Source organism: Sphingomonas sp. ABOLH, from assembly GCF_003951715.1.
Classification (GTDB): Bacteria; Pseudomonadota; Alphaproteobacteria; order Sphingomonadales; family Sphingomonadaceae; genus Sphingomonas; species Sphingomonas hankookensis_A.
Genome location: NZ_QQWV01000051.1, coordinates 1 through 26393, shown reverse-complemented (window position 1 = coordinate 26393; position 26393 = coordinate 1). Strand labels below are relative to the sequence as shown.

The following is a 26393-nucleotide window of genomic DNA, read 5'->3' as shown; positions in this document are numbered from 1 at the left end:
TATAAGAGCCAGCTCCCCATCCTCCGCCCCCTCCTCACCTGGCGCCGCGCCGAACTGCGCGCCCTCGCCGCCGACCTTCCCTTCGTCGACGACCCCTCGAACACCGACCCGCGCCACGACCGCACCGCCGTCCGCGCGCTGCTCGCCGCCGGGCACCTCGACCCGCTAGCCCTCGCCGCCAGCGCAGCCCATTGCCGCGAGGTCGATGCGACGCTCACCGAAACCGTCGACTGGCTGTGGCGCACCCGCCGCCGCGATGCCGACGCTGGCGAACACCGCCTCGACATGACCGACCTGCCCCGCGAGCTGCGCCGCCGACTCGCCCGCCGCGCCATCGGCGACGTTCGCCTGATCGACGGGATCACCGAAGGCCCCTGGTCCGACGCCGCCAACATCGAATCGCTGCTGACCGCGCTCGAGTCGGGCAAAAAAGCGACGCAATCCGGCGTTCTGGCCTCGGCAAAAGGCGGAATCTGGCACTTTCGCCCCGCTCCACCGCGCCGATCAGACTGATCGACGTTGTTCCATTGCCATTAACCTCGCCTCGCCTATCTTGGGTGCACTGAGAGGTAGTACGTCCGCATGAACGACAACGACAAGCAGAACGGCCCCGACAATAACGGCGGCAACCCCTGGATGAAGAGCCTGTTGATCTGGGTCGGCATCCTGGTGTCGCTGGCGATCTTCGTCCAGCTGTTCAACGGCCCGTCGACCCAGACCCAGGGGCAGGTGATCCCCTATTCGACCTTCCTGAACCGGGTCGACGAAGGATCGGTGCGTGAGGTCAATATCGCGACCAACACCATCACCGGCATCCAGACCAATGACGAGAAGTTCCGCACCAACGCGCTGAACGATCCCAACCTGATCGAACGGCTGCGCGCGAAGAACGTCGTCATGAACGCCCGTCCGGAGGAAGGGCCGAACATCTGGATGGCGATTCTCGTCCAGTCGCTGCCGTTCCTGCTGTTCCTCGGCATCGCCTTCTTCGTGCTGCGCCAGATGCAGAAGGGCGGCGGCGGTGGCGGCGCAATGGGCTTCGGCAAGTCGCGCGCGCGGATGCTGACGCAGAAGGAAGGCAAGGTCACCTTCGACGATGTCGCCGGCATCGACGAGGCGCGTGCCGAGCTAACCGAGATCGTCGACTTCCTGAAGGACCCGACCAAGTTCGCCCGTCTGGGGGGCAAGATTCCGAAGGGTGCGCTGCTGGTCGGTTCGCCCGGCACCGGCAAGACTTTGCTCGCCCGCGCGATCGCCGGCGAAGCGGGCGTGCCGTTCTTCACCATCTCGGGTTCGGACTTCGTCGAGATGTTCGTCGGCGTCGGCGCATCCCGCGTCCGCGACATGTTCGAACAGGCCAAGAAGTCGGCCCCCTGCATCGTCTTCATCGACGAAATCGACGCGGTCGGTCGCCATCGTGGCGCGGGTCTTGGCAATGGCAATGACGAGCGCGAGCAGACGCTGAACCAGCTGCTGGTCGAAATGGACGGCTTCGAGGCGAACGAGGGCATCATCATCGTTGCGGCGACCAACCGTCCCGACGTGCTCGACCCCGCGCTGCTGCGTCCGGGCCGCTTCGATCGCCAGGTCGTCGTGCCCCGCCCCGATATCGAGGGCCGGATCAAGATCCTGCAGGTCCATATGAAGAAGGTGCCGCTGGCGCCCGACGTCGATGCACGCGTCATCGCGCGCGGCACGCCGGGCTTCTCGGGTGCCGATCTCGCCAACCTCGTCAACGAAGCGGCGCTGATGGCGGCGCGCAAGGGCAAGCGGCTGGTCGCCAATTCGGAATTCGAAGAGGCGAAGGACAAGGTCATGATGGGTGCCGAGCGGCGCTCGATGGTTATGACCGACGACGAAAAGCGCATGACCGCCTATCATGAGGCCGGCCACGCCATCGTCTCGCTCCACGAACCGGCATCGGACCCGATCCACAAGGCGACGATCATCCCGCGCGGCCGCGCGCTGGGCATGGTCATGCGCCTGCCGGAACGCGACTCGTACAGCTATCACCGCGACAAGATGTACGCGAACCTGTCGGTCGCGATGGGCGGCCGCATCGCCGAGGAAATCATCTTCGGCTATGACAAGGTGTCGTCGGGCGCCTCGGGCGACATTCAGCAGGCGACGTCGCTCGCCCGCGACATGGTCACCCGCTGGGGCATGTCCGACGCGGTCGGCCCGGTCGAATATGCCGAACCGCAGGGGGAAAGCTTCCTCGGCTATTCGTCCTCGGCCCCGGCGCGCATGTCGAACAAGACCGCCGAGCTGATCGACAGCGAGATCAAGCGCATCGTCGAAGGTGGCTTGGAGCGCGCGCGTCAACTTCTGACCGAACATGTCGATCAGTTGCACACGCTGGCCGGTGCGCTGCTCGAATATGAAACCCTGTCGGGCGACGAGATCAAGCGGCTGATCGCGGGCGAGGATATCGGCCGCGACGAGGGCACGCCCTCGACCCCGCTGGCCGCTGCCGGCACCTCGATCCCGAAGACCCGCCGCCCGCGCGGCCCCTTCGGATCGCCGACGCCGCAGGGCGCCTGAACGACCTGACCGGTGGCGGAGCGATCGCTTCGCCACCGGTCGGCACATGCGTGCGCGAAGCCGTCACTAGTGTGAACTTAGTGAACTTTGGGCCGATCGTGCCGATATCCACGTCGCCCATATTGACTTCCCTGACACTCCGCCGAACGATGTAACATCATCGCATCGCCGCCCGGCGACACGGTCAGGAGTCCCTTGTTCCCATGCGAATTCGCCCGCTGCTTCTCGCCTGCACCCTCGCGCTCGGCGCCTCGACCCTCGCCGCCCAGACGGCGAAGCCCGGTCCCGACATCTGGCCGCCGAACGGCGACATCCCGGCGAAGTTCGTGCCGCCGACCGACAAATACGACTATGTGAAGCGCGAAGTGATGATCCCGATGCGCGACGGGGTGAAGCTGCACACGGTCATCATGATCCCGAAGGGCGCGGCGAACGCCCCGATCCTGCTGACCCGCACCCCCTACAACGCGTCGGGCCGCGTCGCGCGCGCCGACAGCACCAGCTATGTCGCGACGCTGCCGCAGGGCGACGAGGTCTTCACCCGCGCCGGCTATATCCGCGTGTTCCAGGACATTCGCGGCAAATACGGGTCGGAGGGCGATTATGTCGTCACCCGCCCGGTGCGTGGCCCCCTGAACCCGACCAATGTCGATCACGTCACCGACGCCTATGACACGATCGACTGGCTGGTGAACAAGGCGAACCTGCCCGAAAGCAACGGCCGGGTCGGCATGCTGGGGTCGTCGTACGAAGGATTCACCGTCGTCATGGCGCTGCTGAACCCGCATCCCGCGCTCCAGGTCGCGGCGCCGGAAAGCCCGATGATCGACGGCTGGATGGGCGACGACTGGTTCCATTACGGCGCGTTCCGCCTCGCCAATATCGGCTGGATCGGCAGCCAGACGGGCTACAAGGGCCCCGGCGCCTCGCCGCCCTCCACCACCTATGACGATTACGACCAGTTCCGGAACGTCGGGTCCGCGAACGACTGGGCCAAGGCGTCGGGCTATGCCCAGCTCCCCTTCTGGCAGCGCTTCGTCGCCCACCCGTCCTACGACGCCTATTGGCAGGGACAGGCGCTCGACAAGCTGATCGCCGCCAACCCCTCCAACGTCCCCACGATGTGGGAACAGGGGCTGTGGGATCAGGAGGACATGTACGGCGCCATCACCGCCTGGGAAGCGCTGAAGGCCAAGGGCAAGGGCGGCAATAACTTCCTCGTCATGGGGCCGTGGCGCCACAGCGGCGCGAATTACGACGGCTCGACGCTCGGCGACCTGAAGTTCAACGGCGACACCGCGCTCCAATGGCGCGAGAAGTATCTGTTCCCGTTCTTCGACCAGTATCTGCGCGACGGCCGCCCCGCCTTCACCCCACCCCAGGCGCTGATCTACAACACCGGCGAGAATCACTGGGACGAACTGCCCCAGTGGCCGCTGTCCTGCGAGAAGGGCTGCGCCGCACCGCTGAAACCCATCTATCTCGGCGCGGACGGCGACCTCGGCTTCACCGCGGCCAAGGCCGGTGGCGACAGCTATGTCTCCGATCCTGCCAAGCCCGTCCCGCACCTGTCGCGTCCGGTCAATTTCGATGACGGCCGGTGGAAGGCGTGGCTGGTCAGCGACCAGCGCCATGTCGACGGCCGCACCGACGTCATGACCTACCAGACGCCGGTACTCACGCAGCCGGTCAAGGTCGCCGGCGCGCCGATCGCCGATATCTTTGCCAGGACGACCGGCACCGATGGCGATTTCGTGGTGAAGGTGATCGACGTCTATCCCGACGTCGTGCCCGGCCAGCCGGCGATGGGCGGATACCAGCTGCCGATCAGCCTCGACATCTTCCGCGGGCGCTACCGCAACGACTTTGCCAAGCCCTCGGCGATCCCGGCGAACAAGACGCAGCGCTATCGCTTCCGCCTGCCGACCGTGAACCATGTGTTCCAGCCGGGCCACCGCATCATGGTCCAGGTCCAGTCGTCGCTGTTCCCGCTCTACGACCGCAACCCGCAGACCTATGTCCCGAACATCTTCACCGCGCCCAAGGATGCGTACAAGAAGGCGACGGTAACGATCGAACGCGGCGGCAGCAGCCCGAGTGCGGTATGGCTGCCGGTGGTGGAGGCGAGGTAGGGGCGGCAACCAGTACCCCACCGTACCCCCGCGAAGGCGGGGGTCCAGGGTTCCAAACGCGAAGCTCCGTTCTGCCGGGCTCTGGGCCCCCGCCTACGCGGGGGCACGGCAAGGTATCGGATCGGCAAAGCGTTGGCCGGCGTGCCGCTCACCCGTGGGGACACACCTGCGACAAATGCCCCCTACCCGTGGCTCCGCCCGAAATCCTCGCGGGCGTCGTCCTGCCCCTGTTCGACGATTGACCGCCGGATCGCCCGGGTCCGGGTGAACAGGTCGAACAGCTCGTCGCCCTTGTCCCACCGGATCGCGCGTTGCAGCGCCGACAGGTCTTCCGAGAAGCGCTGCAACATCGCCAGCACCGCATCCTTGTTCGCCAGGAACACGTCGCGCCACATCGTCGGGTCCGACGCGGCGATCCGGGTGAAGTCGCGGAAGCCGCCCGCCGAATATTTGATGACCTCGCTCTGCGTCACCGCCTCCAGGTCGGATGCGGTCCCGACGATGGTATAGGCGATCAGGTGCGGCAGATGGCTGGTCACCGCCAGCACCAGGTCGTGATGCTGCGCGTCCATCGTGTCGATCTCGGCACCCAGCCGCCGCCAGAACTCGCCGACGCGCTCGACCGCGGTCGGATCGGCATCGGCCGCCGGGGTCAGGATGCACCACCGCCCCTTGAACAGGGTCGCGAAGCCCGCCTCGGGCCCGCTGCGCTCGGTCCCCGCCACCGGATGCGCCGGCACCACCGTCACGCCCGGCAGCGCTTCGGCGAAGGCAGTGGCGACCCCGGCCTTGCTCGACCCGACATCGCTGACGATCACGCCTGCCGGCAGATCATCGGCAATCTCCGCGGCGACCGCCCCGATTGCGCCCACCGGCACGCACAGGATGACCAGATCGGCATCGAACACCGCCGCGCCGGCATGGTCGGTACAATCGTCCACGAGTCCGAACGCGCGCACCTGCTCGCGCGCCTCGGCCGACGCATCATGCCCGGTCAGCCGCACCGTCGGCATCTCGGCGCGGACCGCCCGCGCGATCGACGACCCGATCAGCCCCAGCCCGATGATGGCGACGCGGGAGAAAGGCAGCATCAGCCGCCCACGATCTCGCGCAGCGCGGCGGCGATCCCGCGCACCTCCGCCTCGGTCCCGATCGAGATGCGCAGGCCGTTGGCCAGCCCCTGTCCGGGCAGCCAGCGCACGATATAGCCCCGGTCCATCAGCGCCTGATAGGCATCGCCCGCGCTCACCGGCCCGTCGAACAGCACCAGCACGAAATTGGCCTTGGACGGCACGGCGCGCAGGCCCGCATTGCCCATGGCGGCGATCTCGCCCTCCAACCACGTCCGCCATTGGCGGTTGTGCGCGCGGCTCGCCTCGACGAAACCCTTGTCGCGGATCGCGGCGATCGCCGCCTGCTGCCCGGCGGTGGTCACGTTGAACGGCGCGCGGATGCGGTGCATCGCATCGATCGCCTCCGCCGAACCATAGCCCCAGCCGATCCGCTCGGCGGCAAGGCCGTGAATCTTCGAAAAGGTCCGGGTCACCAGCACGTTCGGCTGGGTCTTGGCGAGTTCGAGGCCGTGATCGTCCTCCGCCGGCTCCAGATATTCGGCATAGGCCTGATCGAGTACCAGCAGCACATGCGACGGCAGCCCGGCGTGCAGCCGCGCAATCTCGCTGCGCGCGGCATAGGTGCCGGTCGGATTGTTCGGATTGGCGACGAACACGACGCGCGTCCGCTCGGTCACGCAGGACAGGATCGCATCGACGTCGGTCGCATAGTCCTTGTCCGGGGCGATCACCGGCGTCGCGCCGACCCGCCGCGTGGCGATCTCATAGACCGCAAAGCCGTAGCGGACGAAGATCACCTCGTCGCCCTGCCCCGCATAGGCCCCGGCGGCAAGATGCAGCACCTCGTCCGACCCGGTGCCATAGATGATCCGCGCCGGATCCAGCCCATGCGCCTGCCCGATCGCCACCCGCAGATCGGCGGCGGCAGGGTCGGGATAGCGTTCGAGGCTGCGGTCCGCGGTCGCAAAGGCGGCGCGGGCATGCGGCGAGGTGCCGAGCGGGTTCTCGTTCGACGACAGCTTCGCCACCTGCCGCCCGTCATCGGTCTTGGACCGGCCGGGGACATAGGGGGCGATGTCGAGGATCCATGGCTTGGGAGCAGGCGCGTTCATGGGTCCGGGCAGTGGCAAATGCAGCCGCGTAACGCAAGGTTTTGGGGCAAGTGGGGTGGTGCCGGTGGCCCCATATTCCTACGTCACCCCGGGTCAAGCCCGGGGTGACGATGTGCGTGGCGCGCCCCGACCCTTGAACCCGCCGCGCCGCCCGCTTACCGCACCGCCATGGATTCCCGTTTCGGTCCCGATCGCCGCGCTACCCTCTCCACGCCGCTTGCGCTGGATGGCGGCGCGACGCTGCCCGCGATCGACATCGCCTATGAAACCTATGGCACGCTGTCGCCGGCGCGCGACAATGCGATCCTGATCTGCCACGCGCTCACCGGCGACCAGCATGTCGCCTCCACCCATCCGCGCACCGGCAAGCCGGGCTGGTGGTCGCGCATGGTCGGACCGGGCAAGCCGATCGACCTCAACAAGCATTTCGTCATCTGTTCGAACGTGCTGGGCAGCTGCATGGGATCGTCGGGTCCCGCCAGCATCGACCCTGCGACCGGTGCGCCCTACGCGATGCGCTTCCCCGTGCTGACCATCCGCGACATGGTGCGCGCGCAGGGGATGCTGCTCGACCATCTCGGGATCGACCGGCTACGCGCGGTGGTCGGCGGATCGATGGGGGGCATGCAGGCGCTGTCTTGGGCCGCGACCCTGCCCGACCGGGTCGAGGCGGTGGTCGTGATCGCGTCGACCGCGCGGCATTCGGCGCAGAATATCGCGTTCCACGAAGTCGGGCGACAGGCGATCATGGCCGATCCCAACTGGCGCGGCGGCGACTATTATGCCGACGGATCGCCCCCCGCCGCCGGGCTGTCGGTCGCGCGGATGGCGGCACACATCACCTATCTGTCCGAGGCGGGCCTGACCGCCAAGTTCGGCCGCAAGCTGCAGGCGCGCGCCGATGGACAGGCGGGTGCCAAGACCTTCGGCTTCGACGCCGATTTCCAGGTCGAAAGCTATCTGCGCCATCAGGGGCTGGCGTTCACCGACCGGTTCGACGCCAACAGCTATCTCTACATCACCCGCGCGCTCGACTATTTCGACCTGGCGGAGGAGCATGGCGGGGCGCTCGCCAACGCGTTCCGCGCGACGAAGGCGCGGTTCTGCATCGTCAGTTTCGATACCGACTGGCTGTATCCGACCGCCGAGTCGCGCAACATCGTCCATGCGCTGAACGCCGCCGGGGCGCCGGCCAGCTTCGTCGAACTGTCCTCGCCGTTCGGCCATGACGCGTTCCTGCTCGATTCACCCGAACTCGACCGGATCATGCGCGGGTTTCTGGAGGCAGGCGCATGACGACGACAGGCGGATCACAGCCCTCCCTGCGCCCCGACCTCGCAATCATCGCCGCGCATGTCGCGCGGGGATCGCGCGTGCTGGATGTCGGGTGCGGCGACGGACAGTTGATGGCGGCTCTGCGCGACGAACGCGGCGTCGACGCGCGCGGGCTGGAAATCGATCCGGGCAATGTCGCCGATGCGATGGCGCGCGGGCTGTCGGTGATGCAGGGCGATGCCGATCGCGACCTGGCCGACTATCCCGACGCCAGCTTCGACTATGCGATCCTCAGCCAGACGTTGCAGACTGCGATGCGGCCGCATGTCGTGCTCGACCATCTGCTGCGCATCGGCGCGCAGGCGTTCGTGTCCTTTCCCAACTTCGCGCACTGGCGGGTGCGCGCGTCGCTGCTCTGGGGCGGGCGGATGCCGGTGACGAAGCTGTTGCCGCTCGAATGGTATGAGACGCCGAACATCCACCACCTGACGATCGACGATTTCCGCGCCTATGTCGCCAAGCAGGGGATCACGGTGGTCGACGCATGGTTCCTGTCGAAGGGCAGGCGGACCACGGCGGCGGCGGCCAATTTCCGTGCCGAACATGCGGTGTTCCTGCTCAAACGCTGACGCCGCGTTAACCATTGCGAAGGCTTTGCGGCCGATATTTCCGGTCTGTCGGGGGACAAGACGGGAATCGGTTCGATGCGTACACGCCTGCTCCTGCTCGCTGCCTGTGGTGCCGCGCTGCTCCACGGCTGCGCGCGCAAGACGCCCGAAGTCGCGGTGGTCACGCCGCCGCCGGTGCTGGTCGCGACGCCCGCGCCCAAGCCGAAGCCGCCGATGGGCGCCGCCGCCAACCTCACCATTCCGGCCGTGCTCGCCGACGGTAATTATGCGACGCCCAACCACGCGCTGTCGGCCGATGCCGCCGTCTGGCATCTGCGGTCGGCGCTGAACGTCGCCGCGCTCCAGTGCAATATCGCCGACCCGTCCGGCGTCGCGCAGTATAACCGCCTGCTGCAGGTCCATGCCGCCCGCTTCGCCGCCGCACACAAGGCACTGGAGGCGGAATATCGCAAGGGTGGTGGCGATTGGCAGGACCGGTTCGACGACGCGATGACACGGGTCTACAATTACTTCGCCCAGCCGCCGGTGCGCGACCAGTTCTGCGCCACCGCGCTGCCGATGCTGGCGCAGGTCGCGGACCTGCCGGTGGGCGGGATCGACGGTTTCGCGGCGCCGGGGATCGCCTCGCTCGACCAGCCCTTCGTCGACTTCTACCGCGCCTATGACCAGTATCGGGTCGAACTGGCGGCGTGGCAGGCGGGTCAGGTGCCGACGCTGAAGGTCGATCCGCAGATCCTCGTCGCCTCGACCGATGTGACCGGTGGCGGCTATCGCATGGCGGCGCGCTGACGCCTTGGCTTGACTAGGCCCCCCGTTCGCGCGTCTTGCGGACCGCGAATGCCAAACGGGAGTGCCACCATGACGAATTTGCCGACCCGCACGATCGGACCGTTCACCGTTTCGGCGATCGGTCTCGGCTGCATGAACCTCAGCCATGCCTATGGCGAGCCGGCGACCGAGGCGGAGGGCTTGGCGCTCCTGAACCGCGCACTCGATCTCGGCGTGACGTTGCTCGACACCGCCGCGCTCTATGGCGGCGGGGCGAACGAGCGGCTGGTGGCGCAGGTGCTGCATCGGCGGTCGAAATTTACGCTGGCCAGCAAATGCGTGCTGGATATGCGGGGTGGCCAGCGCATTCTCGACGGATCGCCCGACGCGATCGCGACGACGCTCGACGCCGCGCTCGGCCGGCTCGGGACGGATCATATCGACCTTTATTATCTCCACCGGCTCGACCCGAACGTGCCGATCGAGGAATCGGTCGGAGCGCTGGTTCGCGCGAAGGAAGCCGGCAAGATCGGAGCATTGGGCCTGAGCGAAATGTCCGCCGCGACCATCCGGCGCGCCCATGCGATCCACCCGATCGCCGCGGTGCAGAGCGAATATTCCCCCGCCGTCCGCAATCCGGAGGTCGCCGTGCTCGACACCTGCCGCGAACTCGGCATCGGCTTCGTCGCTTTCTCGCCGGTCGCTCGCGGACTGTTGGCGGGTAGTGTGCGCGCCGACGATTATGTGGCAGGCGATATCCGCCGCACCATGCCGCGCTTCGTCGAGCCGCAGCTGTCGCGCAACCTCGCCGTCATCGATGCCTATGACCGCATCGCCACCGAAGCCGGCATCACTCCGGCGCAGCTGGCGCTCGGCTGGCTGCTCGCCCGCGCGCCGCATATCGTGCCGATCCCCGGTACGCGCTCCATCGCCCATCTCGAGGACAATGTCGCCGCCGCTACGCTGGCGATATCGCCCGACACGCTGGCCGCCGTCGATGCGCTGCTTCCGCCCAATGCACTGACCGGCGCGCGCTATGCCGCCGCCGCGCAGGCGCAGATCGATACCGAACTGCTGACTGGGGAGGAATTGGACGGCTAGAACGCCCGGCGCAGCGTCACCGTCACCTCGCGCGGGGCGACCGGATAGCCGATCGCGCCGACGCTGCCGGTGTTGAAGCGCCGGTCGGTCAGGTTGGTCGCAGCCAGCATCATCGTCCACGGACCCGTAGCATAGGCCAGCTGGGCATTGGCCTGCTCCGCATTGGTCACCCGGTGCTGCGGTTCGTTGCAAAGCGCAATGTTATAGGGCGACGCCCCGGTGACATCACCGCCCAGCCGCCAGCCGCCCCGCGTCACCGCCGCCCGCAGCTGATAACGAAAGGCCGGCGTGAAGCGCAGGTCGAGGTCGCGCTCATCGGCGACGAAGGCGGTGCAGCCGGGGCTGGTCTTCAGCCGGGTGAAGCGGTCGGACAGTGTCGCGATCCAGCCGCCGACCTCCAGCCAGGGCAGAGGCCGTGCACTCGCGTCCGCCTCCAGCCCCTGAATCCGGGCATCGCCGACATTCTGCCGAAAGATTTCGGGCGGGGTGCCGGCGCGGGCGGCGGAGAAGGCGATGTCGGTATAGTCGCTGACGAAATAGTCGACGTCCCAGCGAACGCGCCCACCGGCCGCATTGCCCTTCGCGCCGACCTCATAGGTCCAGACCCGTTCGGGCGCGATTGCCGACTGGCGGTTCATCACGAAGTCGATGTTGCGCGCGCGTCCGTCGAAGCTGCCGCTACGGAAGCCCTTGGCGACCGACGCATAGGCCAGCACCTCGCCCAGCCGGTAATCCACCGCCACGCGCGGCGACAGGTCGCGCCATGACTGCCGGATCGTGCGTTCGGCACGACGACCATCAGGCAGGACCAGCACGGTATCGGGCGCGGTCAGGAACTGCACGTCGTAGCGCTTGCGCTCGTCGGTCCAGCGCGCGCCCAGCGTCAGCCGCGCCTTCCCGATCTTCCCCGTCGCGGAGGCGAAGGCCGACCAGCTGTCGGTGTCGAGCGCCGGACGATAGAGCGACCAGGTGCCGCCGGTGCCCGACCCGCGCGACGGTGCCGCAAAGAAGTCGTCGGTGCGATAGCGCGCCGCGGTTCCCGCCGGGGTGGCGAAGCTGATCGCGGTCAGCTGGTCATTATGTTCGTGGAAATAATAGCCGCCCGCCAGCCAGTCGATCCGCCCGTCCAGCGCGCTGCCGGCAAGGTTGATTTCCTGGCTCACGCTATGCTGGCGCTGGTCCTGCAACAGGATGACCGCCGTCCCGCTGCCGGGGGGATTTGCGGTCTGGTCGAAGCCGATCCGCGAGCGCAAGCTGCGCCAGCCGGTGATCGAGGTCAGCGTCGTGGCCGAACCCAACGCATAGTCGGCGCGCAGCGAGGCGCCGCCGCTGTCGGTCTTGTTGAGCGGCATGGTATCGGCCGAACGGAACCGGTCGATACGCCCGTCGCGCTCGCGAAAGACATTGGTGAAGCGGCCGGGACGCGCTGCGTCGGGCAGGAATTGCTGCGGGAAGCGCGGCGTGGAGCGCTCGCGCGTCAGGTCGGCGGTCGCCAGCAGCGTCAGTCGGTCGGCCGGCGTCCAGAACAGGCTGGCGCGCCCGCCCTGCACGTCCTGTCCGTTGACCACCGCGCCGTCGGTCAGGTTGCGGCCCCAGCCGCGCTGGTTGCGTGAAATGCCCGACAGCCGCAGCGCCGCCTGGTCCGACAGCGGCAGGTTGACCGTGCCGCGTGCGTCGACCCGACGATAGCTGCCGATGGTCAGGTCGGTCATGCCGTTGACGCCATCGGTCGTCGGGCGCTTCGTCACGACCTTGATCGCGCCGCCCGAGGTGTTGCGGCCATAGAGCGTCCCCTGCGGCCCGCGCAGCACCTCGATCCGTTCGATATCGATCAGGTCGAGTAGCGATCCCGTCGCACGCGGCAGCAGCACGTCGTCGACATAGATGCCGACCGGCGGGTCGTTGGTGAAGATCGAATCACCCTCGCCCACCCCCCGCAGGAAGACGAGCGCGCCGGAGGTCGTGCCGAAATTGCGCGTGAGATAGAGGTTGGGGACATTGGCCCCCAGCCGGTCGAGGCTGCGCACGTCCTGATCGTCCAGCCGCGCCGCTTCCAGCACCGTCGCCGCGATCGGCACGTCGTCGGCCCGCTCTTCGCGCCGCTGCGCGGTGACGATGATCTCGCTGTCGCTTGCTCGGTCCTGCGCCATGGCCGGCGTCGCGCACAGGCTCAACGCCGCGACGATGGCCGATCGTGTCGGCACGCTGACGGTCGGTCGCAACTCTCTTCCCCCCAAAACAGGCGCCGGCCCATAGGGAAGAAAATCGCGACCGACCAGCCGGGTCGGTTACAGCCCTTCGTGGCGGAGCGGCCGGGCGAGCAATGTGTCGATCACCTGCGCGACCGGCGTGCCGTCCAGCAATGCCCCGACCGCCGCCGTCACCGGCATGTCGACCCCGGCCTCGGCCGCCGCCTCACGCAGGACCGGGGCGGTGAACGCGCCTTCGGCCACCGTCCGGCGATCGGCCATCAGCTCGGCGGCGGCGCGGCCCTGCCCCAGCCCGACGCCCAACGAATAGTTGCGCGACGCGGTCGACGAACAGGTCAGCACCAGATCGCCCAGCCCCGACAGCCCGGCCAGCGTTTCCGCCCGTGCGCCGCGTGCGAGGCCGAAACGGGTCATTTCGGCAAAGCCGCGCGCGATCACCGATGCCCGCGCATTCTGGCCGAGCCCCGCGCCCTCGACCACGCCGCAGGCGATGGCGAGGACGTTCTTGACCGCGCCGCCGATCTCGGCGCCGATCACGTCGTCGCTCGCATAGGGGCGGAAGGCGGGGGCAGCGAGCCGTTCGGCCAGCCGGTCGCGCAAGGGTGCATCGGCACAGGCGAGGGTGACGGCGGTCGGCTTGCCCGCCGCGACCTCATGCGCGAAGGTCGGGCCGGACAGCACCGCGACCGGCGCCTGGGGATGGACGGCGCGCGCCACCTCGCCCACCAGCAGCCGCGTCCCCGCCTCGATCCCCTTCGCGCACAGCACCAGCGCGCGGGTGCCGACATCGATCGCCGACAACACGCTGCGGACATGCTGCGCCGGGGCGACGACCAGCAGCGCCTCCGTATCGTGCAGTTCGCCGGCATCCGTCGTCGCACGGATGGCGTCGGACAGGGTGACGCCGGGCAGGAACAGCGGGTTGGTGCGGGTGGCGTTGATCGCGTCGGCGACCTCGCCCTCGCGTACCCACAGCGTCACATCGCCGCCGCGCGCCGCAACCTGCGCCAGCGCGGTACCCCATGCGCCGCCGCCGATGACCCCGATCTTCATGCCTTCACTCCTGCCCCACGCACCTTTTCCGCCGACGGATCGAGCGGCCAGCGCGGCCGCGCCGCCACGTCGAGCGGGTCGCTATGCCCCGCCATGAACCGCTCCGCCCCGGCCCAGGCGATCATGGCGGCATTGTCGGTGCACAGCCAGAGCGGCGGCGCGACGAAGCGCAGGCCGTTCGCTGCGGCCAGCCCCTCCAGCGCGCCCCGCACCGCGCGATTGGCGGCGACCCCACCCGCCACTACCAGCGCGCTGACCGGGCCGGCGAGGTGCAGCGCCAGTTTCGTGCGGTCGAGCAGGCAGTCGACCACCGCCTGTTGGAACGACGCCGCGATGTCGGGGGTCGAGTGGATGCCGGCATCGTGCGCGCGCAGCACCGCGCTCTTCAGGCCCGCGAAGGAAAAATGCGGGTCAGGCGTGCCGACCAGCGGCCGGGGCAGCGGCACCGCCTTCGCATCGCCCTCCATCGCCGCCGCTTCGACTCGCGGGCCGCCGGGATAGCCGAGGCCGAGCACCTTCGCGGTCTTGTCGAATGCTTCGCCCGCCGCATCGTCGATGGTGGTGCCCAGCCGCCGATATTGACCGACGCCATCGACGCGGAGCAGCTGGCAATGGCCGCCCGACACCAGCAGCAGCAGATAGGGATAGGCGAGGTCGGGGTCGGTCAGCCGGGGGGAGAGCGCATGGCCCTCCAGATGGTTGACCGCGACCAGCGGCTTGTTCGCCGCCAGCGCCAGCGCCTTGGCGGTGACCAGCCCGACCATCACCCCGCCGATCAGCCCAGGGCCGGCGGTGGCGGCGATCGCATCGACATCGGTTAGCTTGACGCCGGCATCGGCCAGCGCGCCCTCGACCAGCGAGGGCAGGATCTCGACATGCGCGCGCGCGGCGATTTCGGGGACGACACCGCCATAGGGGGCGTGCGCCGCCTCCTGTCCCGCGAGGCGATGCGACAGGATGGTGCGGTCGCCACGCACCAGCGCGACAGCGGTTTCGTCGCAGCTGGATTCGATACCGAGGATGAGGGGGGTGGACATGGGGTCGGCTGTAGCGCGGATCGGGTGGCGGTAGGAAGATTGGTTCACGCGAAGGCGCAGAGGCGCGAAGAAGAAGGGATTTTGATCGCGCAGAGGCGCAGAGGGCGCAGAGGGGTTGCGATTGGGATGACCCGCCCGCGATCGGGAGACGCTTGTCTCGGAGCCGCTGACGCGGCGACACTCGCATCTTCTCTGCGTCCTCTGCGCCTCTGCGCGAAAACAAACTTCTTCTCCGCGCCTCCGCGCCTCCGCGTGAACCAACTTTCTCCACCTTGCCCCAAGCGAACGCGACGGATAGCGAGCACCGATGACGTTCAAACTGGGCACGCGCGGATCGCCGCTGGCATTGGTGCAGGCGCACGCGACCCGCGACGCGCTGGCAAAGGCGCACGGGATCGATCCGGCGACCATCGAGATCGTGATGATCAAGACCACCGGCGACCGGGTGCAGGACCGCGCGCTGGCCGAGATCGGTGGCAAGGCGCTGTGGACCAAGGAACTCGACCGGGCATTGTGCGCGCATGAAATCGACGCGGCGGTCCATTCGATGAAGGACGTCGAGACGGTCCGCCCGACCGAAATCCGCATCGCCGCGATGCTGCCGCGCGCCGATGTCCGCGACCGGCTGGTCGGGATCGCGTCGCTCGCCGACCTGCCCAGGGACGGCGTGGTCGGCACCAGCAGCCCGCGCCGCGCCGCGCAGGTGCTGAGCCACCGCCCCGACGCGCGGATCGTGCTGTTTCGCGGCAATGTCGACACGCGGCTTGCCAAGCTGGCGGCGGGGGAGGTCGATGCGACCCTGCTCGCCGCGGCCGGGCTGGAACGGCTGGGGCGGCATGAGGTCGGCACCGCGCTGTCGATCGACACGCTGCTGCCCGCGCCGTCGCAGGGGGCGGTGGGGATCGAGGTCCGGGCGGAGGACGCCGCCGCGCTCGCCTTTGTCCGCGCGATCGACCATGCGCCGACGCATCAGGCGGTGCGGGCCGAGCGCGGTTTCCTGGCGGCCCTGGGCGCCGATTGCCATTCACCGGTCGGCGCGCTGGCGACGATCGACGGCGACGTACTGACGCTGCGCGCGCAATTGCTGGCGCAGGACGGCAGCGCGCAGGTGGTCGACAGCGCCAGCGGGGCGATCGACGATATCGACCTCCCGCGCACTCTCGCCGAAACGATGCTGGCGCGCGCGCCCGAGAGCGTGGCAAAGCTGTTCGCGCGATGAGCCGGCCGCTGGCGGTGCTGCGCCCCGAACCGGGCAATGCCGCCACCGCGCAGGCGATCGAGGCGCTGGGACGGCGGGCGATCCGCCTGCCGCTGTTCCGCATCGTGCCGCTGGCGTGGGACGCGCCGTCCGCCACGGAGCATGACGCGCTGATCCTGACCAGCGCCAATGCCGTGCGACAGGCGGGCGCGGCGCTGCAAGCCTATGCGACGCTGCCGGTCCATGCGGTCGGCGCGGCGACGGCGGCGGCGGCGCGGGCGGCGGGGCTGCACGTGGTCGCGACCGGCGATAGTGACGGGCAGGCGCTGCTCGACGCGGCCGAACGGGCGGGCGTTCGCCGGGCGCTGCTGCTCACCGCACGCGACCGGGCGGTGGCGGGCCATGCCGTCCTGTCCACGATCCGTGCCGTCTATGCCAGCGAGGCGATCGAAGCGGTCGACGCCGCGCTGCTCGCCGGCACGGTGGCGCTGGTCCATTCGCCGCGCGCGGCACGGCGGCTGGCGATGCTGGCCGAGGATCGTGGCGCGATCGCGGTTGCCGCCATCGCGCCGGCGGTCGCGCAGGCGCTCGGCACCGGCTGGCGCGCCGTCGCGGTTGCCGAGCGTCCCGACGACGCGGCGACGATCGCCGCCGCCCTGTCCCTTGCCGACGCATGATTGACCCGGCGGACGGGCGCGGGGATAAGGCGGCATGATCAGCGAAGATGCGCCCTTCCCGACGACCCGTCATCCGCGTCGCCGGGGCAGCCGGGGATGGCTGGCCATCGCCGTCATCGCCTTCGTCATCGGGATCGGCGCGACGCTGGCGGTGCTGCGCTATGTCGCCCCGCGCTTCGGATGGGGCACGCAGCAACAGACGGCAGCACCGACCGCGCAGCCCACCCCCACCGCCGCCAATCCCGCACCGCCCGCGCAGGTGTCGGCGCTGCCGATCCTGTCGGCGCGCGAGGCGGCACTGGCCGCGCGCATCGCCGATCTGGAGACGCGGATCGTCGGGCTGGACAGCAGCGCGCGCAACGCGGCGGGCTATGCGACCCGGGCCGAGGACATGATGGTGATCGTCGCCACGCGCCGCGCGCTGGATCGCGGTCGTCCCCTCGACTATCTCGAGGCGCAGCTGCGCGACCGGTTCGGCAGCAGCCGGCCCGATGCGGTCCGAACCCTGATCGCCGCCGCGCAGAACCCGGTGACGCTGGACGATCTGCGCACCGCGCTGGACGCCGCCGCCATCCCGCTGACCGCCGGCCCGACGGGCGAGAATTGGTGGGACGGGCTGCGCCGGGAGCTGGGCCAGCTGATCGTGATCCGCCAGGGCACGACGCCGAGCAGCCGCCCGAGCGACCGGCTGGAGCGCGCGCGCCGACGGCTCGATACCGGACAGGTCGAACAGGCCGTCGCCGAGGTCGAACGGCTGCCCGGCGTCGCCAACGCCACGGCGTGGACCAGTGCCGCCAAACGCTATGTCGATGCGCGCAAGGCGCTGATCGAGCTGGAATCGGTCGCGCTCACCACGCCGCGCCCCGCTCCGGTGGCACCGCCGGTGATCCTGCAGCAAGCTCCGCTGCCCTCCGCTCCCCCCGAAGCTACCGGGACGGTCTCCCCCACGCTGTAAAGGAAACGCCCATGGCCGATATGGGCCGGTTCGACTGGCAAGACCCCTTCGCCCTCGACGCGCAGCTGACCGACGAGGAGCGCATGATCCGCGAGGTGGCGCATGGCTATGCCCGGAGCAAGCTGCTGCCCCGCGTCACCCGCGCGTTCCTCGACGAGGATTTCGCGCGCGGGATCATGACCGAGATGGGCGAGCTCGGCCTGCTGGGCGTCACCATCGACCCGCAATATGGCGGCGCGGGCATGGGCTATGTCGCGTACGGCCTGGTCGCGCGCGAGGTCGAGGCGATCGATTCGGGCTATCGCAGCGCGATGAGCGTGCAGTCGAGCCTCGTGATGCATCCGATCAATGCCTATGGGTCGGAGGAGCAGAAGGCGAAATATCTGCCGAAGCTGGCGAGCGGCGAATGGGTCGGCTGTTTCGGGCTGACCGAACCCGATGCCGGGTCGGACCCCGCCGGCATGCGGACGCGGGCGGAAAAGATCGACGGCGGCTATCGCCTGTCGGGCGCGAAGATGTGGATCACCAACGCGCCGATCGCCGACGTCTTCGTCGTGTGGGCCAAGTCCGACGCGCATGGCGGCAAGATCCGCGGCTTCGTGCTGGAAAAGGGCATGGCCGGGCTGTCGGCGCCCAAGATCGAGGGCAAGCTGAGCTTGCGCGCCTCGATCACCGGCGAGATCGTGATGGAGGGCGTGGAGGTCGGCGAGGACGCGCTGCTGCCCAATGTCGAAGGGCTGAAAGGTCCGTTCGGCTGTCTCAACCGCGCGCGCTACGGCATTGCGTGGGGTACGATGGGCGCGGCCGAGTTCTGCATGCACGCCGCCCGCCAGTACACGCTCGACCGGCAGCAGTTCGGCGTGCCGCTGGCGTCGAAGCAGCTGGTCCAGCTGAAGCTCGCCGACATGCAGACCGAGATCGCGCTGGGGTTGCAGGCGGCGCTCAGGGCCGGGCGGATGTTCGACGAGGGGCAGTTGGCACCCGAGGCGATCAGCATCATCAAGCGCAACAATTGCGGCAAGGCGCTGGCCATCGCCCGCACCGCGCGCGACATGCATGGCGGCAACGGCATCGCGGCCGAGTTCCATGTGATGCGCCATGCGATCAACCTGGAGACGGTCAACACCTATGAGGGGACGCATGACGTGCATGGCCTGATCCTCGGCCGCGCGATCACCGGGATCGCCGCGTTCTGATGAATCGGCAGCCGGTCCTGATCGGCGCGCTGGTGACGGTGCGACCGACGACTGCCGAAGACTATGACGCGCTGTACGGCGTCGCGGCGGACCCGGCGATCTGGGACCAGCATCCGGCGCACGACCGGTGGCAGCCGGCGGTGTTCCGCACCTTTTTCGACGAGGGGCTGGCCGGGGCCGGGATGCTGACCATCCGCGATGCGCGCGACGGCAGCGTCATCGGGTCGAGCCGCTATGGCCCGTATGACCCGCAGGCGGACGAGATCGAGATCGGCTGGACCTTCCTTGCGCGCGACCGGTGGCGGCGGGGCCATAACCGCGAGACCAAGCGGCTGATGATCGACCATATCGCTCCGTCGGTGTCGGCGGTCACCTTCCATGTCGGGCAGGACAATCGCCGGTCGCGGAGCGCGGTCGAGGCACTGGGCGCGACGTTGCGGCCGGGCACGATCGACGTGCCGCGCGGCGGACGGGTGGTGCCGCACGTCGTCTACGAACTGCGCCGCCGGTGAAGCCGCTGGCCGGCATTCGCGTGGTCGAACTGGCACGTATCCTTGCTGGGCCATGGTGCGGGCAGCTGCTCGCCGACCTGGGAGCGGAGGTGGTGAAGGTCGAGCGGCCGGGCAGCGGCGACGACACGCGCCACTGGGGGCCGCCCTTCGTCACCGCGCCCGACGGAAGCCCGCGCGATGCCGCCTATTTCCATGCGACCAATCGCGGCAAGCGCTCGGTCGCGATCGACATCACCACGCCCGAGGGACAGGCCGAGGTCCGTGCGCTGGTCGCCACCGCCGATGTCGTGATCGAGAATTACAAGGTCGGCGGCCTCGCCAAATACGGTCTCGACCATGCCGCGCTGTCGGCGGTGCGGTCGGGCCTCGTCACCTGCTCGATCACCGGGTTCGGGCAGGACGGGCCCTATGCCCATCGTGCTGGCTACGACTTCCTGATCCAGGCGATGGGCGGGGCGATGTCACTGACCGGGGAGCCGGACGGGGCGCCGCAAAAGGCCGGCGTCGCCTATGCCGACCTGTTCACCGGGCTGTATGCGGCGGTCGCGATCCTTGCCGCGCTGCGCCGCCGCACGCTGACCGGCGAGGGGGCATGGATCGACATGGCGTTGATGGATACGCAGGTGGCGGTGCTGGCGAACCAGGCGCTGAACTATATGGCCGGGGGCAGCGTGCCGACGCGGATGGGCAATGGCCACGCCAATCTGGTCCCCTATCAGGCGTTCGAGACGGCGGACGGCGCGCTGATCGTCGCGGTCGGCAATGACGGGCAGTTCGCGCGGCTGTGCGGCGTGCTCGGGCTGACGCTGCATAGCGAGGCGCGCTTTGCGACCAATCCGGCACGGGTGACGCATCGCCGCGACCTGATCCCGGCACTGCAGGCGGCGATCGCGCAGTGGCGCAAGGCCGAGCTTGCGCAGGCGCTGGAGACGGCCGGCATCCCCGCCGGGCCGATCAACGCGCTGGACGAGGTGTTCGTCGACCCGCAGGTGATCGCCCGCGGCATGGCGATCCGGCCCGACGGGCTGCCGGGGCTGGCGAGTCCGATCGTGATCGACGGCGAGCGGATGGTCGCCGAGCGGGGGGCGCCGGAGCGGCCGTGAGGTCCAAAGTTCACTAAGTTCACACTAGTGCGCAGTTTGTCGCGCGGTCACGTTGCCTGAAGAAGTAGCGGCTCCCGGATCAGGTCGGAGCGAACCGGTGGTCGCCGAACGGAGCACGCCGGAGCGGCCGCGGGGTCCAAAGTTCACTAAGTTCACACTCGTGCGCAGTTTGTCGCGCGGTCATATTGCCGTGAAAAGAAGAAGCGGGACCCCGGATCAAGTCCGGGGTGACGTTGGGGTTTGCGGCCATCAGAAAGAGCGGGCGCGGGTCGCGCGTCGCCGATCATGGCGTCGCGATCCCCTGTAGGAAAGCGCAAAGCAGCAGCACCGTCCCCGCCACCCCCAGCAGGCTGCGAACGTCGTGCAGCCGGCCCCAGCGCAGCAGCAGCAAATGGCTGTGCGCGTCACCCCGGCCGGCGATGGCGGGCGACAGGCGGCGGTTGATCGGCAGCAGCGCCGACACGGTGAACGGCCAGTTGGCCAGCATGGCGACCCCGCCGGCGATCGCCCAGCCGTCGCGCAGGACCCAGCCGGCGACAAGACCGCCGATTCCTGCGACCAGCGCCAGCGAGGACTGGATCGGCAGCGCGCGGCGATAGCTTTGCTGCCACTGGGTGAGCATCGGCTCCTCGGCCAGCGACAGGCGCGCCGGATGTTCGACCAATGTGATGTAGAGCGCCGCCCCGGTAAACAGCGTCGCGGCGAGCAGGGCGACCAGCAGGAAGAGCATGACGGCATCCTTTCACAATGCGGGATGACGCCTGACGGAAACGGCCCGGTGCGCCATCCCGAACGGGTTCGGGTTGACGCCGCGGACGGGGGAACCGGCGCACCACGGCGCTGGCGCAGGAACTACCAACCTGCTGCTCTCTTTTCGGCCCGCCCAAGATAACCGCCGTGCGGCCCGGTCGCAAGCCTAGCCCAGCACGCGGCGGACCAGCGCGCCGCAATCGGCATTGCCCGCGCGCGGCGTGTCGTCGCCCTTGATCGCGCGGCCCAGCATGCGCAGGATCCCGCCCGCGCTCTTCACGCCGGGAGGAATCTGCACCTCCGGCGTCTGGAGGCGGCCGGTGACGCGCACCGGACGGTCGAGGTGCAGCAGCGTGCGCTGCTTCGGTGTGCCGGTCAGCGCGATCGACAGGGTTTCGTCGGACAGGCGCACCACCCCCTGCCCCCGCGTCTGCGCGCGCGAGGTGTCGATCAGCAGCGGGTCGATCCGCCCGATGCCGTTGGCGACGTCCAGCCGCAGCCCCAGGCAGCGCAGCCGCGCCTGCGCATCGTCGTCGGTCAGCACGCCGCGCGCCACATCGGCGCCGAGCATCGACGCCATCTTGGCCGGCAGCACGCCGCCCGCCGCGGCAAAGCCGATGGTGCCGTTCGAGCGGCCGACCGCCTGGCGGATGGTATCGCCGCTGCCGACCAGCCGCACCCGCGCGCGCAGCGGGGCATCGACCGGCGCGCCGCCGGCGAAGGTGGAGATGCGCGAATCGCTCAGCCGCAGGTCGAACGTCGTCTTGGGCGTCGTGCGGCCACGCTGATCGACCACCACCTGCCCGGTGATCTTCCCCTGTGCCAACCGCACGCTCAGCGGCGCGACGGTCAGGCGGCTATGGTCGATCGCCAGCACGGTATCGAGGCTGCGCAAGCCCGCCATGTCGAGCAGCCGGTCGACGCGAATGGCGAGCCTTCCGTCGAGCTCGCCCATCTTGGCGAGGTTGATGCGGGTGCCGGGCACGACGCGCGGGCCGATGCGGCGCTCGATCGCGGCGGCTTCGGCGCGACCTTCGTCGGTGGCGAGGTCGTCGAACGACAGGGTGGCGAAGTGCAGCCGCCCGTCGATGCCGGTGCGCTCGTCCGCCTTGGTCACGGTCGCGTTGGCCGATGCCAGCCGCGACCGGCCGATGGTGCCCGACAATCTTTCGATCACCCAGGTCGGATCGTCGTGCCGCACGCGGGCGGTCAGCTTGACCGGCTGGGTGCCGAACAGCCCGGCCTCGATCAGGGCGTCGAGCGTCTTCAGGTCGTTGGCGCGCGCGGTCAGGTCGACGGTCATCTGCCGCGTGTCGAGCGGCGAGGCCATCGTCCCCTTCGCATCGACGGTGATCGTCGGCCCGGCGACGCGCGCGGTGAACGGCCACGCACCGTCGCCGGCGATGGTCGGACCGGCGAGCGACACGGTCACCGGGCGATTGTCGATCGCGCCGTCGCCGCTGGCGCGGAACCCCTGTCCGTCCGACGCCACGGTCACGGCGAAGCGACGATTCTGCACCGCGTCGCGATAGTCGATGACGAGGTCGCGCACGGTCAGGCTGGTGATCGCGGAGGCCGAGCCGTTGCCGCCGCGCTTGTCGGGGGCCCAGTTCTTGCGACCGTCGTGCGACCGCACCATCGCCACCCGGCCGCCGTCGATGGCGAGTGCGGTCAGGTCGAACTTGCCGCGGAGCAAGGGCAGCACGCGAAAGCGGAAATCGATGCGCCGCAACCGGACGAGATCGCCCGGCCCCGCCCAGCTGGGCTGCGCGATGCGCAGGTCGCGCACGATCAGGGTGGGCGAGAAGGACAGCGGCTCGACCCGTTCGATCGTGCCGATCGACACGTCGGAGCCGAAGCGTTCGGCGAGCTTCACCGACACCCGGTCGCGCAGCACCCCCCAGGGAAAGGCGGCGAGGATCAGGAGGATGAGCAGCAGCAGCCCGACCAGACCACCGAGGTTGAACCGCCAAGTACGCGAGAGCCGAGCCATCAAGCGACAAACCGGAAGCAGGCAGTTCGTTCCATCTCCGCAATGGAATTACTGACAGGCATGTAGGTTGGATGCCCGGCCGTCGCGCAGCGGCGACGGCCGGGCTGCAGCCGTCAGAAGTCCAGTCGCAGCGTGGTGGAGATCGCCCGCCCGTTCAGCAACCGCCCGCGCACGATCCCGCTGGCGGGAATGCGATCCTCGTCGATGCCGGTCAGCGCCACCGTGTCGAACAGGTTGGTGGCGTTCAGCGACAGCAGCAGCCGGTCGACCAGCCGGACCTGCGCGAAGGCGTTGGTCGTGACATAGCCGGGGATCTTCAGCAGGTTGACGTCCTGTGCATAGGTATCGGTCGTGCCGATGAACACCGCGCCGACCGCGAACCGATCGGTGCTGACCTGCGGCGTCGCCTGGAAGATCAGATTGGCCTGATGCCGCGGCGTATTGCCGTTCAGCGCCGGGTTGACCCGGTCCCTAACGATCAGCGCATCGGTGTAGGTCGCACCCGCCGTCAGGCTGAACATGCCGCGCCGCACGCCGCCTTCGAACTCCAGCCCCTTCGCACGGTAATCGCGGGCGATGACCGCCCCGGTCGAGGTGTTGATGTTCGAATCCTGTGCATCGACATGAAAGCCGGTCAGGTTCAGCGTCAGCCCGGCATGGCGGTATTTGACGCCCAGTTCGGCCTGCTTGACCGGGTCGAACGCGGCCGACGGGATGGCCAGCCTGCCGGTCGCATTGTCGATCACGCTGCCGAAGGTGATCCGGTCGGCATTGGCCCGCGCCCCCCGGCTGTAGCGGCCGAACACCGCCAGCGGCTCGGCCACGCGGAAGACGACGCCGCTCGAATAGGACAGGTAGCGATAGCCGTAATCGACCAGGCCGGGCGCGGTCGGCGTGATGCCGACGCGCTGTTCGGGTGCGGAGATCACGCCGTCGCCATCGATGTCGCGCGCGACCTGCCCGATGCGTCCGCCGCCCAGCTCGACGCCGAACACCTGCCCGCTGGCATGGCCCCAGTCGTAGCGCAGGCTGCCGCCGATCGAGACCCGGCCGATCTTGTAATTGGCCGATGCGAAGGGGGCGTTCACCCGATAGGCCAGCCGCAGCGTGCGGCGCTGCGTGCCCGACAACGGGTTATAGGCATAGATGCCGCCCGCGGTGCGCGCCGTGCCGGCGGCATCGAACACGTCGAGCAGCGCGGCATCGCCGCCGCCCGTCACCTCGGTCACCGCCACGCCGTACAGGATCGACGTGTCGATCGCCTGGCGCGCGGCATAGAATCCGGCGGTGGTGGTCAGGCTGCCGTCGCCGACCTGCCAGACGCGGCTGGCGCGGATGTCGTTGGTGATGTTGCCGACATCCTGCTGACGCCGGTCGCGGATGTTGTAGATCGCGATCAGCCCGTTGCCGTTCAGCGCGGTCGGATCGGTGATGGCCTGCCCGACGTTCGCGCCGCTGGCATAGCGGAACGAACCGCCGGTCGCGCCCAGCCGCGTCAGCGCCGCCGACGGCGACAGCATGAGGCTGCTGAACGGGCCGATCAGCCCGCCCGAGCGCCCGGCGACCCGGAAGCGTTCGGTCACGGTCCATTCCGCCACCGTCACCTGCGATTCGAGGCCGAACGACGTTTCCCGGACCCGCTGGCCGTCGCGGATATCCTCGACGATCGGCCGGTTCGCTTCGTCCAGCAGCGTGACCGACTGGAGCGCACGGGTCGACAGCGTGTCGTGCGTCGGATCGAACGATGCGACCGCCGCGAACGATGGATCGGCATCGCTGCCGGTCACCCGCAACGGCACCGAATCGTAGAAGGGCGAGCGGTCGTCGAGATATTTGCCGTACAGCCGGATATAGCCGCCTGCGAAGTCGCGGGTGACATTCGCCTTGATCTGCCCACCGCGCTGACCGGTGAAGCCGATGCGGCGCGGCCCTTCCCCCTGGCGATAGAAGCCGCCGACATGGAAGCGAAGATGGTCGCCCAGCCGCGCGCCATAGTCGAAATCGCCGCGATACTGGTCGAAGTCGAGCCCGGCGGTCAGCGCGATCGCGCCGCCCTCACGCTCCCCGGTCTTCGAGATGAAGTTGATGATGCCGCCCGGCGCATTGCTGGTGAAGGTGGAGGCGGAGCCGCCGCGGATCGCCTCGACCTGCGCGAGGTTCAGGTCGACGCGCACGAAGCTGTCGGCGCTGGCACCGACGATGTCGCCGAATTCCATGACCGGCAGGCCGTCTTCCTGCAGCTGCACGAACTTCGCGCCCGACGACGACAGCGGCAGGCCGCGGATGGTGATGTTGGCGATGCTTTCGCCATTGGGTGCCTCGGCCAGGATGCCGGGAATGGCGCGCAGCAGTTCGCCGACCGACCGCGGCGCCAGCTTCGCGATCTCCCCCTCGCGCAGCACGCTGGTCGATGTGGCGCTGTCCAGCCGGTCGCGCCCCTTGGCGACGCCGGTCGTGACCGTGTCCTGCTCGGGCGCCACCTGCTGCGCCTGCGCCGGAAGTGCCAGCGCGATGGACGACAGGCCACAGATGATTCGCCAATTGATATTCATGCATCCCCCCGGAATTCCCGAAGGGACAATGGTAGGGCGAAGAGTTTCCCAAATAGCTAAGTCGCCGGTAAGACTTTGTTATACGTTGAAAAAACCTCGCTGCTGCGCGAATGCAATCGTTGTCAACGCTCTGTTAAATCGTATTCCATAGGGACGCGATCATTCCGAAGGGGGATTGCGACATTGCGTTCACATCAAATTCTTGCCGGCCTGATTCCACTCATCGCCTGTACGCCGGCCCATGCCCAGACGGCCGCCACGCCCGACAAGGCGGCCGACGGATCGGCCACACGGCAGAAGCCGCCGGCCGACATCGTCGTCACCGCCGTCGCGCGGGGTCGCGATCGGCTGGACAGCGCGATTTCGACCAGCTCGCTGCGCGAAAACGACATATTGACCCACATTTCCCAAGTAAGGCGCTGATTTCGCTGTCCTGACCATTATATTTCCTATATAAAACATGGTGTTGAAGGCTGCGAGGGGCGCGTTTCATGGATCACCCAGAGGGTGCGGGCTTGCAACG

The 26393-nt window shown here is 68.8% G+C and carries 21 protein-coding genes and 1 pseudogene; 13 read left to right on the top strand and 9 right to left on the bottom strand.

What is annotated here, in order from left to right; genetic code table 11:
- The 3 genes and pseudogenes from CA237_RS17060 to CA237_RS17050 form a co-directional block, all read left to right on the top strand.
- Positions 1-513 (top strand): annotated as a pseudogene (locus tag CA237_RS17060) (ATP-binding protein); the annotation flags it as partial.
- A gap of 69 nt (positions 514-582) precedes the next feature.
- Positions 583-2544 (top strand): ATP-dependent zinc metalloprotease FtsH, encoded by a 1962-nt coding sequence (gene ftsH, locus CA237_RS17055; protein WP_066690076.1) that lies wholly within the window; start codon positions 583-585, stop codon positions 2542-2544.
- 203 nt (positions 2545-2747) lie between these two features.
- On the top strand, positions 2748-4676 hold the full coding sequence (locus CA237_RS17050; protein WP_126014960.1) for a CocE/NonD family hydrolase: 1929 nt from the start codon (positions 2748-2750) through the stop codon (positions 4674-4676).
- A 182-nt stretch (positions 4677-4858) separates the two neighbouring features.
- Here the strand turns inward: CA237_RS17050 and CA237_RS17045 are convergent, their stop codons facing one another.
- Together CA237_RS17045 and hisC are read right to left on the bottom strand one after the other, a co-directional pair.
- Positions 4859-5767 (bottom strand): prephenate/arogenate dehydrogenase family protein, encoded by a 909-nt coding sequence (locus tag CA237_RS17045; RefSeq protein ID WP_126014958.1) that lies wholly within the window; start codon positions 5765-5767, stop codon positions 4859-4861.
- A complete protein-coding gene (gene hisC / locus CA237_RS17040; protein ID WP_126014956.1) occupies positions 5767-6861 on the bottom strand; it encodes a histidinol-phosphate transaminase in 1095 nt (364 codons plus the stop codon). The genes CA237_RS17045 and hisC overlap by 1 nt, the downstream gene beginning before the upstream one ends.
- A 168-nt stretch (positions 6862-7029) precedes the next feature.
- Here hisC and CA237_RS17035 point away from each other — a divergent pair, with 168 nt between their 5' ends.
- From CA237_RS17035 to CA237_RS17020, 4 genes are all read left to right on the top strand, one after another.
- On the top strand, positions 7030-8157 hold the full coding sequence (locus CA237_RS17035) for a homoserine O-acetyltransferase (RefSeq protein ID WP_126014954.1): 1128 nt from the start codon (positions 7030-7032) through the stop codon (positions 8155-8157).
- A complete protein-coding gene (gene metW, locus CA237_RS17030) occupies positions 8154-8765 on the top strand; it encodes a methionine biosynthesis protein MetW (protein ID WP_126014952.1) in 612 nt (203 codons plus the stop codon). Before CA237_RS17035 ends, metW begins: the two co-directional genes overlap by 4 nt.
- Positions 8766-8840: 75 nt before the next feature.
- On the top strand, positions 8841-9554 hold the full coding sequence (locus tag CA237_RS17025) for a hypothetical protein (protein ID WP_126014950.1): 714 nt from the start codon (positions 8841-8843) through the stop codon (positions 9552-9554).
- A gap of 69 nt (positions 9555-9623) precedes the next feature.
- Positions 9624-10634, top strand: a complete 1011-nt coding sequence (locus CA237_RS17020) for an aldo/keto reductase (RefSeq protein WP_126014948.1) — start codon at positions 9624-9626, stop codon at positions 10632-10634.
- Here CA237_RS17020 and CA237_RS17015 read toward each other — a convergent pair.
- From CA237_RS17015 to tsaD, 3 genes are all read right to left on the bottom strand, one after another.
- Entirely contained in the window at positions 10631-12856 is a 2226-nt protein-coding gene (locus CA237_RS17015; RefSeq protein ID WP_157092722.1) for a TonB-dependent receptor, read from the bottom strand. The genes CA237_RS17020 and CA237_RS17015 overlap by 4 nt on opposite strands.
- A gap of 66 nt (positions 12857-12922) precedes the next feature.
- Positions 12923-13897, bottom strand: coding sequence for an NAD(P)H-dependent glycerol-3-phosphate dehydrogenase (locus tag CA237_RS17010; RefSeq protein WP_066690058.1), 975 nt, complete (start codon positions 13895-13897; stop codon positions 12923-12925).
- Complete coding sequence (gene tsaD / locus CA237_RS17005) at positions 13894-14934, bottom strand: tRNA (adenosine(37)-N6)-threonylcarbamoyltransferase complex transferase subunit TsaD (RefSeq protein WP_066690056.1); 1041 nt, start codon at positions 14932-14934, stop codon at positions 13894-13896. Before tsaD ends, CA237_RS17010 begins: the two co-directional genes overlap by 4 nt.
- A 307-nt stretch (positions 14935-15241) precedes the next feature.
- On the opposite strand from tsaD, the gene hemC reads away from it, so the two are divergent.
- The 6 genes from hemC to CA237_RS16975 are packed head-to-tail and all read left to right on the top strand — an operon-like array spanning position 15242 to position 20575.
- The gene (gene hemC / locus CA237_RS17000) at positions 15242-16153 is read left to right on the top strand and encodes a hydroxymethylbilane synthase (protein WP_066690053.1); all 912 of its coding nucleotides are present in this window, start codon (positions 15242-15244) and stop codon (positions 16151-16153) included.
- A complete protein-coding gene (locus CA237_RS16995) occupies positions 16150-16809 on the top strand; it encodes a uroporphyrinogen-III synthase (RefSeq protein WP_066690051.1) in 660 nt (219 codons plus the stop codon). The genes hemC and CA237_RS16995 overlap by 4 nt, the downstream gene beginning before the upstream one ends.
- A 34-nt stretch (positions 16810-16843) precedes the next feature.
- Positions 16844-17764, top strand: a complete 921-nt coding sequence (locus tag CA237_RS16990) for a hypothetical protein (protein ID WP_066690048.1) — start codon at positions 16844-16846, stop codon at positions 17762-17764.
- An 11-nt stretch (positions 17765-17775) separates the two neighbouring features.
- Positions 17776-18960 (top strand): acyl-CoA dehydrogenase, encoded by a 1185-nt coding sequence (locus tag CA237_RS16985; RefSeq protein ID WP_126014944.1) that lies wholly within the window; start codon positions 17776-17778, stop codon positions 18958-18960.
- On the top strand, positions 18960-19472 hold the full coding sequence (locus CA237_RS16980; protein ID WP_066690040.1) for a GNAT family N-acetyltransferase: 513 nt from the start codon (positions 18960-18962) through the stop codon (positions 19470-19472). The genes CA237_RS16985 and CA237_RS16980 overlap by 1 nt, the downstream gene beginning before the upstream one ends.
- Positions 19469-20575 carry a CaiB/BaiF CoA-transferase family protein gene (locus tag CA237_RS16975; RefSeq protein WP_066690038.1) on the top strand — a complete coding sequence of 369 codons (1107 nt, stop codon included), beginning with the start codon at positions 19469-19471 and terminating at the stop codon, positions 20573-20575. Before CA237_RS16980 ends, CA237_RS16975 begins: the two co-directional genes overlap by 4 nt.
- Before the next feature lie 283 nt (positions 20576-20858).
- Here the strand turns inward: CA237_RS16975 and CA237_RS16970 are convergent, their stop codons facing one another.
- From CA237_RS16970 to CA237_RS20210, 4 genes are all read right to left on the bottom strand, one after another.
- Complete coding sequence (locus CA237_RS16970) at positions 20859-21305, bottom strand: DUF1772 domain-containing protein (protein ID WP_066690033.1); 447 nt, start codon at positions 21303-21305, stop codon at positions 20859-20861.
- Between the two features lie 186 nt (positions 21306-21491).
- On the bottom strand, positions 21492-23318 hold the full coding sequence (locus CA237_RS16965; RefSeq protein ID WP_126014942.1) for an AsmA family protein: 1827 nt from the start codon (positions 23316-23318) through the stop codon (positions 21492-21494).
- A gap of 113 nt (positions 23319-23431) precedes the next feature.
- Positions 23432-25870, bottom strand: coding sequence for a TonB-dependent receptor (locus tag CA237_RS16960; protein ID WP_126014940.1), 2439 nt, complete (start codon positions 25868-25870; stop codon positions 23432-23434).
- 194 nt (positions 25871-26064) lie between these two features.
- Positions 26065-26262 (bottom strand): hypothetical protein, encoded by a 198-nt coding sequence (locus tag CA237_RS20210; RefSeq protein WP_164523913.1) that lies wholly within the window; start codon positions 26260-26262, stop codon positions 26065-26067.
- Between the last annotated feature and the right edge of the window lie 131 nt (positions 26263-26393).